Below are 10,304 nucleotides of genomic sequence, written 5' to 3' on the forward strand. Positions count from 1 at the left end.
CCGCATTGGCGCCACCGCAATCCGCGTCCGGGCACACCGCATTGGCACCACCGCGATCCGCATCCGGGCACACCGCATTGGCACCACCGCAATCCACGTCCGGGTACGCCGCATCGGCACCAACGCCATCCGCGTTCGGGCACGCCGCATCGGCACCACCGCAATCCGCGTCCCCGGAACACTGCAAGAAACCCTGTAGCAGCGGCGCGAGCCGCGTCGGCGGGCACCGCGGTGGGCCTGGAAAAACGAGCCAGATAAAGGATGAAACGGCGCATCAGGCGCAAGGATTTCGATCAGCGGGCGAACCTGCTCGGGGTTGCACAGTCACACCCTTTAGTCCGGCGCTGAAGCCCACCGTCGGTCGTGCGGAAAGCGATAGAAAAGCGCTTCTGCCCCCGTTTCCCACCGTCACCCTCGACGGAGCCGTCGGAGCAGCCTCTTGATGAACAGTCTTTCCCAGCAGGCCGTGCCTGTTACCCCTACGCACGACCTGCTGCAGCGATTCCAACAGGTACGCCGCCACAGCGAACACTTGGCCAGCCCGCTCAGCGCCGAAGACATGGGCGCGCAGTCGATGCCCGACGCGAGCCCGGCCAAATGGCACCTGGCTCACACCAGCTGGTTCTTCGAAACCTTCCTGCTCGCTGAGCAAGCGCCGCACTACACCCCGTTCGACCCGGATTTCTGCTACCTCTTCAATTCCTATTACGAAGCAGTCGGCCCGCGTCAGCCGCGTCCTCAGCGCGGTTTGATGACGCGTCCAGGACTGGACCGCGTGCTGGCCTATCGCGCGCATGTCGATCAGCACATGGAAGCCCTGCTCAGCGGCGATCTGGACACTGAAGCCCAATCGCTCATCGAATTGGGTCTGTCCCACGAGCAACAGCATCAGGAGCTGTTGCTGATGGACATCCTGCACCTGTTCAGCGTCTCGGCGCTCAAGCCGGCGTACGACCCGGCATGGCCAGCCGACATGGCCGGTCGTCGGGGCCGCTTCATTGGCCAGGCCGGCGGTCTGGTCGAGATCGGCCACGACGGTCACGGCTTCGCCTTCGACAACGAAGGCCCGCGACACACAGTGTTCGCCCAAGCCTTCGAAATCGCCGACCGTCTGGTCACCAACGGTGAATGGCTGGAATTCATCGAAGCTGGCGGCTACACCCAGGCCGGCCTGTGGCTGGCCGACGGTTGGGCCACGGTTCAGGCCGAAGGCTGGTATGCCCCGTTCTACTGGCAGCAGGACCGCGCCGGTGCCTGGCACGAGATGAGCCTGCGCGGGCTGCAACCGCTGCAACTCGACGCACCCGTGGTGCACATCAGCTACTACGAAGCGGCTGCCTTCGCGCAATGGGCAGGCGCACGCCTGCCCACCGAAGCGGAATGGGAAATCGCCGCTGGCAGCGGACAACTGCAGCAACTCGACGATGTAGCCTGGCAGTGGACGCAGAGCGCCTACAGTGCCTACCCCGGCTTTCAGCCTGCGGTCAGCGCGGTCGGTGAATACAACGGCAAGTTCATGATCAACCAGATGGTGTTGCGTGGCGGCGCCAGTATCACCCCGGTCGGACACACCCGCCCCACCTACCGCAACTTCTTCGGCCCCGGCTGCCGCTGGATGTTTTCCGGCGTGCGTCTGGCGCGCGACGTGTCGCCCTACAGCACCCGCAACGACGGCAGCGATGAGTTCGCCCGCGATGTGATCACCGGACTGTCGGCAGCGCAGAAATCCATCTCGCCGAAATACTTCTACGATGCCGAGGGCTCGCAGTTGTTCGAAGCCATCTGCACCCTGCCCGAGTACTACCCGACCCGCGCCGAAACGGCGCTGCTGACCGAGATCGCGCCGCAGTTGGCTGAGTTGGTCGCCGATGATGCGGCGCTGGTGGAGTTCGGCGCCGGCGCCTGCGACAAGGTGCGTCTGTTGCTGGATGCGGTACCGCAGATTGCGCTGTACGTGCCCATCGACATCTGCAGCAATGCGCTTGAAAGCGCGAGCGCCCGGCTGCGCCAACGCTACCCTGCCCTGCGCATTGCGCCGCTGGTGGACGATTTTACCCGTGCCCTGTACCTGCCGGGCGAGACCCAGGGTCATCCGCGCGTGGGCTTCTTTCCAGGCTCGACGCTGGGCAATTTCACCCGTCCGCAGGCCGTACGCTTCCTGCGTTCGGCGCGCGAGCTGCTGGGGCCCGATGCGCGCTTCATCATCGGCGTGGACATGGTCAAGGATGCGGCCACCCTGGAAGCCGCCTATGACGACGCGGCCGGAGTTACCGCACGCTTCAACAAGAACCTGCTGACGCGCATGAACCGCGAACTCGACGGCGATTTCGACGAGGCGGCATTCGACCACCTGGCGCTGTGGAACCCCGAGTACGAGCGGATCGAAATGCACTTGGTCAGCCAGAAAGCCCAACAGGTCCGGGTGGCCGGTCGCACCTTCGCGTTCAAACCCGGGGAACGGCTGCACACCGAGAACTCGCACAAGTTCACCGTGCAGTCCTTCACCGAACTGGCGGCCGCGGCCGGCTGGGACGTCAGCCATCAATGGATAGGCGAAGCCCCGCAGGTCGCGCTGTTCTGCCTGCGCTGACCCATCGGCAGCGCATCATGAGTGAGGAACACCATGACCAAGGCTCTGGAGGAGTACAACCGCAAGCGTGACTTCGACGCCACCCCGGAGCCTTCCGGCGCCGGGCGCAGTGGCAAACGCGGCAAGGCGGCGCGGGCATTGCAGTTCTGCATTCAGAAACACGATGCCAGCCACCTGCACTACGACTTCCGCCTGGAACTGGACGGCACGCTCAAGAGCTGGGCAGTGCCCAAGGGACCGTCACTGGACCCCAAGGCTCGGCGCCTGGCGGTGCATGTCGAAGACCATCCGCTGGATTACGCCAGCTTCGAGGGCAACATTCCCGACGGGCACTACGGCGCCGGTGACGTGATCGTCTGGGACCGCGGGACCTGGATTCCCGAAGGCGATCCTCACCAGGCCTATGAGAACGGCAAGCTCAAGTTCGCCCTGCAGGGCGAGAAGCTGGGCGGCACCTGGAACCTGGTCAAGACTCATATGCCCGGCAAGCGCGAGCAGTGGTTTCTGATCAAATCCAAGGACGCTGCGGCACGCCCGTTGGCCGAGTACGACGTGCTCGTCGCCGAACCCGACAGCGTCATCAGCGAACGCACCCTGGTACCGCGCAAGCGCACCACCAAAGCAGCCGCGAAACCGGCGACCAAACCTGCGGCCAAAGCGACGTCCAAAAGCTCCAAAAGCTCCAAAAGCAAAGCCATCCAGCTGGAAGGTGCCAAGGCGGCCGCCTTGCCCGCCAGTCTCAAGCCCGAATTGGCCACACTGGTGGACTCTGCACCCGAAGGCGACTGGCGCTACGAGATCAAGTTCGACGGCTACCGCATCGTCGCTCGCATCGACGGGAATCAGGTCAACCTCTTCACCCGCAACGGCCACGACTGGACAGCGAAGATGCCGCGCCAGGCCAAGGCGCTCGCTGCCCTGGGCTTGCGGTCGGCGTGGCTGGATGGCGAAGTGGTGGTGGCCAACGAGCACGGGGTGCCGGACTTCCAGGCTTTGCAGAACGCGTTCGAGAACGGGCGCAGTGGCGACATCGTTTTCTATCTGTTCGACCTGCCCTACCTCAACGGTATGGACCTGCGCGCCGTGCCTTTGGAGCAGCGTCGCAGTGCCTTGGCCAAGGTGCTGGAGACCAATAAGGATGACGCGCTGAAGTTTTCCGACGACCTCGGCGGCTCGGCCGGTTCACTGCTCGACAGCGCTTGCCAGATGGGCATGGAAGGCCTGATCGGCAAGCGGGTCGATAGCCCCTACGTTTCCCGGCGCAGCAGCGACTGGATCAAGCTCAAGTGCAAGCGCCGCCAGGAGTTCGTCATCGTTGGCTACACCGAGCCCAAGGGCAGCCGCAGCGCGTTCGGCGCGCTGTTGCTGGGCTTGCACGATGCAGAGAGTGACGAGTTGCGATTCGCTGGCAAGGTGGGCACCGGCTTCAGCGAAACCACCTTGCGCACCCTGCTCGCGCAGTTGCAGGGGTTGGAGACCGCCCGCCCGGCATTGGCCAACCCTCCCTCGGGCCCTCAGGCCCGTGGCGTGCATTGGCTCAAGCCCGCGCTGTTGGCGGAAGTGGCCTATGCCGAAATGACCCGCGACGGCGCCGTCCGTCACGCCGTTTTCCATGGCTTGCGCACTGACAAGCCCGCCAAGGAGATCACGCCCGAAATGCCAGCGCCGAAATCCGGCACGTCCGCCAAATCGGCAAGCAAGTCAGAACGGAAGCCGCGCAAGGCAGCCACCAAGGCCGACGACGCCGACCTTGTCGGGCAGGTGCGCATCACGCATCCCGAGCGGGTCATCGATGCCACCAGCGGCACCACCAAGATGCAGTTGGCCGAATACTACGGGCGCATTGCCCCCTGGCTGCTGCCGCACCTCAAGCAACGCCCCGTGGCGTTGGTGCGGGCGCCCGACGGCGTCGGTGGCGAGCTGTTCTTCCAGAAGCACGCCGGCCACCTGGCGATCCCGCACATTCTCACCTTCGACAAGGACCAGGCGGGCCAGGCTGCCATGGTCATCAACGATGGTCAGGCACTGCTGGGCGCGGTGCAGATGGGCACCGTGGAACTGCACACCTGGAACGCGACCGCGAAGGATTTCGAACATCCCGACCGCTTCGTACTCGACCTGGATCCGGACCCTGCCTTGCCCTGGAAAAGCATGGTCGAAGCCACTCAACTGACTCAGACCCTGCTCGACGAACTGGGCCTTGCATCGTTCCTCAAGACCAGTGGTGGCAAGGGCATGCATGTGGTGGTACCGATCACGCGCAAGCTGGGCTGGGACGAGGTCAAGGCATTCAGCCGCGCCGTGGTGGAACACATGGCCAAACTGATGCCGGAACGCTTCACGGCCGTCTCCGGCCCGAAAAACCGGGTCGGCCGGATCTTCATCGACTACCTGCGCAACGGTCTGGGCGCAACCACCGCCTGCGCCTATGCGGCGCGAGCGCGGGATGGGTTGCCGGTCTCGGTGCCGGTCACCCGGGAGGAAGTGGCGCAGATCAAGGGCGGCGACCAGTGGGACATCGACAGCGTACTCGAACGCCTGGCAGAGCTTGAAGACGATCCCTGGGCAGATTTCTTCAGCACCCGCCAAAGCATCACCGTCGCTATGCGCAAGAAACTCGGGCTCAAATGAACCCATCAACTGCCGCGGTAGGTGGAGTAGCTGTACGGTGACAGCAACAGGGGCACATGGTAGTGCTCCTGAGTTGCATCGATGCCGAACCGCAGGACGATTTCGTCGAGAAACGCCGGCGCCGTGGTGACGGTACCGCGGCTGCGATAGTAGTCACCTGCACCGAAGTGCAGCTGATACACACCCGAACGGTAGTGCTCACCTTCCAGCAGCGGCACATCGCAACGCCCGTCGGAATTGGTCACGGCCGTTACCAGCAGTTCCAGCTGTTCGCCGTCGACGCGGTACAGACGCACTCGAATGCCGTTACCGGGACACCCATGTGCGGCGTCCAAAACGTGTGTGGTCAAGCGTCCCATGGTTGATTTCACCTGTTCAGGGGGCACGCCAACGGCGCACCGTGGTGGAGCGCAAGCGTGCGGTACGCGCCGCAATGGGGCGTGGCACCTGACACCTTGCAAAAACAAAAGCCGCAAAACACGCGTCGATGCAGATTGCTGACCGATTGGGCAGGTTCTTTGCAAGAGCCTGCATCATCGCGTTTGCAAGGATACGGCCATCCAACGGCCCGAGACTCGAGCTTACAAATTGTCCATGCCGTTGTATACAATCGATTCAAGCCTGAAAACGCCTTCCCATGGCGCCTTTTCGAGCGCGTTCTGCCACGTATAAAAGGAAATCCTCGGTGAGCCTCGACTACCCCCGCGACCTGATCGGCTACGGTGACCAACCGCCCCATCCGCACTGGCCGGGCAATGCCCGTATCGCCGTGTCGTTCGTCCTCAACTATGAAGAAGGAGGCGAGCGTAACGTGCTGCACGGCGACAGCGAGTCCGAGGCGTTCCTGTCGGAGATGGTTGCGGCGCAGCCGTTGCAGGGCCAGCGCAACATGAGCATGGAATCGCTGTACGAGTACGGCAGCCGTGCCGGTGTATGGCGCATTCTCAAGCTGTTTCGCCAAGCCGGTATTCCCTTGACAGTCTTCGCGGTGGCCATGGCCGCGCAGCGACACCCCGAGGCGATCCGCGCCATGGTCGCCGACGGCCACGAAATCTGCAGCCATGGCTACCGCTGGATCGACTATCAGAACGTCGATGAAGCGGTGGAACGCGAGCACCTGCTCGACGCCATCCGCATCCTCACCGACATCATCGGCCAGCGGCCGCTGGGCTGGTACACCGGACGCACCGGGCCCAATACCCGTCGCCTGGTGATGGAGGAAGGCGGCTTCCTCTACGACAGCGACGCCTACGACGATGACCTGCCCTACTGGCAACCCGGCTCGGATCGCCCCCACCTGGTGATCCCCTACACCCTGGACACCAACGACATGCGCTTTACCCAGGTGCAGGGCTTCAACAAGGGCGACGATTTCTTCGACTACCTCAAGGACGCGTTCGACGTGCTGTACGCCGAAGGCGTGGAGGCGCCCAAGATGCTTTCCATCGGCCTGCATTGCCGACTCATCGGCCGACCCGGACGTCTGGCGTCGCTCAAGCGTTTCATCGACTACGTCCAAAGCCACGAGCAGGTCTGGTTCGCGCGCCGGGTCGATATCGCCAGGCACTGGCAGCAGGTTCATCCTTTCCCAGGCAGCCCGCGCCCATGAGCCACTTTCGTACCCTGCAGCCTTCCCAACTCAACCGCGCCGAGTTCGTCGCAGCGCTGGGCGACATCTACGAGCACTCGCCGTGGGTGGCCGAACAGGCATTCGAGCGACTGTCGCCGCAACAGCGCGATGACATCGAGGCGGTGCATGCCTGCATGAGCCAGGTGGTGGCCGACGCCGACCGCACCACCCTGCTGGCATTGATAAATGCCCACCCCGACCTGGCCGGCAAGGCCGCAGTGCAGGGTGAGCTCACCGCAGCGAGTACTCAGGAGCAGGCCGGCGCCGGCATCAGTCAGTGCACGCCCGACGAGTTCCAGCGCTTTACCTGGCTCAACGATGCGTACCGGGCCCGCTTTGGCTTCCCTTTCATCATGGCGGTCAAGGGCAGCGATCGACGGCAGATCCTGGCGGCGTTCGAAACGCGGATCGGTCATTCCCCCGAGGACGAATTCGCCTGCGCGCTGCGCGAGATCGACAAGATTGCCCTGTTTCGCCTGCAAGCCCTGTAACCCCATAGCCCCGCCGCCGCACCCGCGGTGACGGACCGACTGTTCATCAACCCTCGTTCAAGGCAGATCCGTATTCATGAAAGCCTACGCCGCACCGTTCCAGAAGTACGTCAACCTGGCCGATGCCCGCCTCGGTACCCGGGCCATTTCAGTGACCGACGATTGGTTCGCCGACGTCAACCGGCTGTTCCAGCCCACCCCGGCGGTGTGGAAGGAAGGCGTCTTCGACGACAACGGCAAGTGGATGGACGGCTGGGAATCGCGGCGCAAGCGCTTCGAAGGCTATGACACTGCAGTGATCCGCCTCGGCGCGCCAGGCTCGATCAAGGGCGTGGACATCGACACCTCGTTCTTCACCGGCAACTTTCCTCCTTCGGCGTCGCTGGAAGCCTGCTTCATCAGCGAAGGCGAACCCGACGATCAGACTCCGTGGGTCGAAATCCTCAGTGCGGTCGAGCTGCAGGGCAATAGCCATCACTACCACAGCATCGACAACGACAGCGCGTTCAGCCATCTGCGCTTCAACATCTACCCGGACGGCGGTGTGGCCCGCCTGCGCGTGTATGGCGTGCCGTTCCGCAGCTGGTCGAGCACCAGCGACGAGGAGCAGATCGACCTCGCCAGCGCCCTCAACGGTGGACGCGCGCTGGCCTGCTCGGACGAACACTACGGCAGCATGAGCAACCTGCTCAATCCCGGCCGTGGCATCAACATGGGCGACGGCTGGGAAACCGCTCGGCGACGTACGCCCGGCAACGACTGGGTCATCGTGGCCCTGGGGCATCCTGGCGTGGTGCAGCAGGTGATCGTCGACACCCTGCATTTCAAGGGTAACTACCCGGACAGCTGTTCGATCCAGGGTGCGTTCGTCAAGGGCGGGACCGACAGCCAGATCGAGACCCAAAGCCTGTTCTGGCGTGAACTGCTGCCCAGCCAGAAGCTGCAGATGCACCAGGAGCACAGCTTCGCGGAGCAGATCAAGGCACTGGGGCCGATTACGCACATCCGGCTCAACGTCTTCCCCGACGGCGGTGTGAGCCGACTGCGAGTGCTGGGCACTCTGGCCCGATAGCATCACTTCATAATAGGACCCAGCATGCGTACATTACCGATCGAACCCTTGACCAAGGCCGCGTTTGCCCCGTTTGGCGACGTGATCGAAACCGAGGGCAGCGCACACTTCCTGATCAACAACGGTTCGACCCAACGCTTCGATCGCCTGGCGGACGTGCAGTTGGGCACCGAGCAGGATCAGGCCGTGATCAGCATTTTCCGCGCCCGCACCTTGCCGATGCCGCTCACCGTACGCATGCTCGAACGTCATCCACTGGGCAGTCAGGCGTTCATTCCGTTGTTGGGTAACGCCTTTCTGATCGTGGTCGCACCGGCCGGCGCCGTCCCGCGCAGCGAAGACGTGCGCGCGTTCATCAGCGATGGTCGTCAGGGCATCAATTACCACAAGGGTGTCTGGCATCATCCGGTGTTGGCACTGCACGATCAGGATGACTTTCTCATCGTGGATCGCAAAGGTCCGGGCAACAATTGCGACGAGTTCTTCTTCGAGGCGTGCGACTTATTGTCGCTCGACCCGTCGTTGTAACTTCCGGGGCATGGCATAGGGCGCCTCACCATTATAAGGACGGCTGGCTTAGTTGCCCTGATCAAGCCTGAAAACATAAAACCAATGCGGCTTGCCAGTGGCTACGCAAACCCCTACCCTGCGCCGCCGCTGGAAGGCGCGGCGTGCGAAGTGGCTGAACCGCGTTAGTTGCTGCATCACTGAACACTGACGAATCTATCCGCCCGGACGAAAACTGGCTAACTCGGATGACCGGTCCGCGGACGCGTTGCGCGCGTTCGGCGGCAACTACAAGTTGACCTTCGGGGCAACAAAAGAGGCGCCACTAGAGTGCCCACACAACTACCACACTTATTTGACCTGAGAGCGATTGAATGAAAACCACACTACCGAGCCTGTTTCTGGCTGCAGGCCTGGCCCATGCCGGCACCGCGATGGCCGCTGGCGACTGGCTGCAGTGGCAGAGCAACAACCTGACCTACCTGGTGGGCAAGGACTACACCGTTAACCCCAGCCACCAGCAGACCGTGACCTACGAACATGCCGATGCCTGGAAGTACGGGGACAACTTTCTGTTCGTCGACAAGATTTTCTACAATGGCGAAGCCGATGGTACCAACGGCAACAACACCTATTACGGTGAGTTCAGCCCGCGCCTGTCGATGAACAAGATCTTCGATCGCACGTTCCGCTTCGGTCCGATCAAGGATGTGCTGTTGGCCATGACCTATGAGTTTGGCGAAGGGGATAACGAGTCATATCTGATCGGTCCGGCCGTCGACCTGGATCTGCCGGGGTTCGATTATTTCCAGTTGAATTTCTATAACCGTCAAACCGAGGGAAGCCGCGCCGGGGACAATGTCTGGCAGATCACGCCAGTGTGGTCCTATACCCTGCCGGTCGGTCGTTCGGACATTCTCATCGACGGCTTTGCCGACTGGGTGGTGGGCAACGATTCGAACAAGCATGGCGAGTACCATGCCAATCTGCATTTCAACCCGCAGGTCAAATACGACTTGGGCAAAGCCTTGGGTCAAGGCGCGCAGCAAGTGTATGTGGGTTTTGAATACGATTATTGGGACAACAAGTATGGGATCAAGGACAGTCGTTATTTCGATACCAATCAGAATACGGCGAGTTTGTTGGTGAAAGTGTTCTTCTGATCGGGCATTGGAAGCTGGGCCAGTGATGGGTCGAGACCGCGTGCATCGCCGACGCGGCTCGCGCCGCTGCTACAGCGACCGCGTAGCCCTGTTCGGGCCTCCCCGCGCTCATCCAAGCAAACCGCATACACCGCCGACGCGGCTCGCGCCGCTGCTACAACGACCGCGTGCCCCTTCATCCAGGCACACCGCCGACCCGGCGCTCCTACCCCTGTAGCAG

9 protein-coding genes are annotated in these 10,304 nt (G+C 62.7%); 8 read left to right on the forward strand and 1 reads right to left on the reverse strand.

What is annotated here, in order from left to right:
• From QMX89_RS22000 to ligD, 3 genes are all read left to right on the forward strand, one after another.
• On the forward strand, window positions 1-199 hold a 199-nt coding region (locus QMX89_RS22000; RefSeq protein WP_282349872.1), incomplete at its 5' end, for a hypothetical protein.
• A gap of 243 nt (window positions 200-442) precedes the next feature.
• Entirely contained in the window at window positions 443-2,590 is a 2,148-nt protein-coding gene (gene egtB, locus QMX89_RS22005; RefSeq protein ID WP_282349873.1) for an ergothioneine biosynthesis protein EgtB, read from the forward strand.
• Window positions 2,591-2,623: 33 nt separating this feature from the next.
• Entirely contained in the window at window positions 2,624-5,221 is a 2,598-nt protein-coding gene (gene ligD / locus QMX89_RS22010; protein ID WP_282349874.1) for a DNA ligase D, read from the forward strand.
• Window positions 5,222-5,226: 5 nt separating this feature from the next.
• Here ligD and uraH read toward each other — a convergent pair whose 3' ends face one another.
• A complete protein-coding gene (gene uraH, locus QMX89_RS22015) occupies window positions 5,227-5,580 on the reverse strand; it encodes a hydroxyisourate hydrolase (protein ID WP_056842263.1) in 354 nt (117 codons plus the stop codon).
• Window positions 5,581-5,906: 326 nt separating this feature from the next.
• Here uraH and puuE point away from each other — a divergent pair, with 326 nt between their 5' ends.
• The 5 genes from puuE to QMX89_RS22040 all read left to right on the forward strand — a co-directional run bounded on the left by puuE (window position 5,907) and on the right by QMX89_RS22040 (window position 10,084).
• Window positions 5,907-6,830, forward strand: coding sequence for an allantoinase PuuE (gene puuE / locus QMX89_RS22020; protein WP_282349876.1), 924 nt, complete (start codon window positions 5,907-5,909; stop codon window positions 6,828-6,830).
• Entirely contained in the window at window positions 6,827-7,342 is a 516-nt protein-coding gene (gene uraD, locus QMX89_RS22025) for a 2-oxo-4-hydroxy-4-carboxy-5-ureidoimidazoline decarboxylase (protein ID WP_282349878.1), read from the forward strand. The genes puuE and uraD overlap by 4 nt, the downstream gene beginning before the upstream one ends.
• A gap of 76 nt (window positions 7,343-7,418) precedes the next feature.
• Window positions 7,419-8,414 (forward strand): allantoicase, encoded by a 996-nt coding sequence (gene alc, locus QMX89_RS22030; RefSeq protein WP_122743381.1) that lies wholly within the window; start codon window positions 7,419-7,421, stop codon window positions 8,412-8,414.
• Window positions 8,415-8,438: 24 nt separating this feature from the next.
• Entirely contained in the window at window positions 8,439-8,942 is a 504-nt protein-coding gene (locus tag QMX89_RS22035; protein ID WP_049859909.1) for an ureidoglycolate lyase, read from the forward strand.
• Window positions 8,943-9,295: 353 nt separating this feature from the next.
• Complete coding sequence (locus QMX89_RS22040) at window positions 9,296-10,084, forward strand: outer membrane protein OmpK (RefSeq protein ID WP_282349880.1); 789 nt, start codon at window positions 9,296-9,298, stop codon at window positions 10,082-10,084.
• Window positions 10,085-10,304: the final 220 nt, after the last annotated feature.

The organism is Pseudomonas sp. PS01301, assembly GCF_029960215.1.
GTDB classification, from domain to species: domain Bacteria; phylum Pseudomonadota; class Gammaproteobacteria; order Pseudomonadales; family Pseudomonadaceae; genus Aquipseudomonas; species Aquipseudomonas coleopterorum.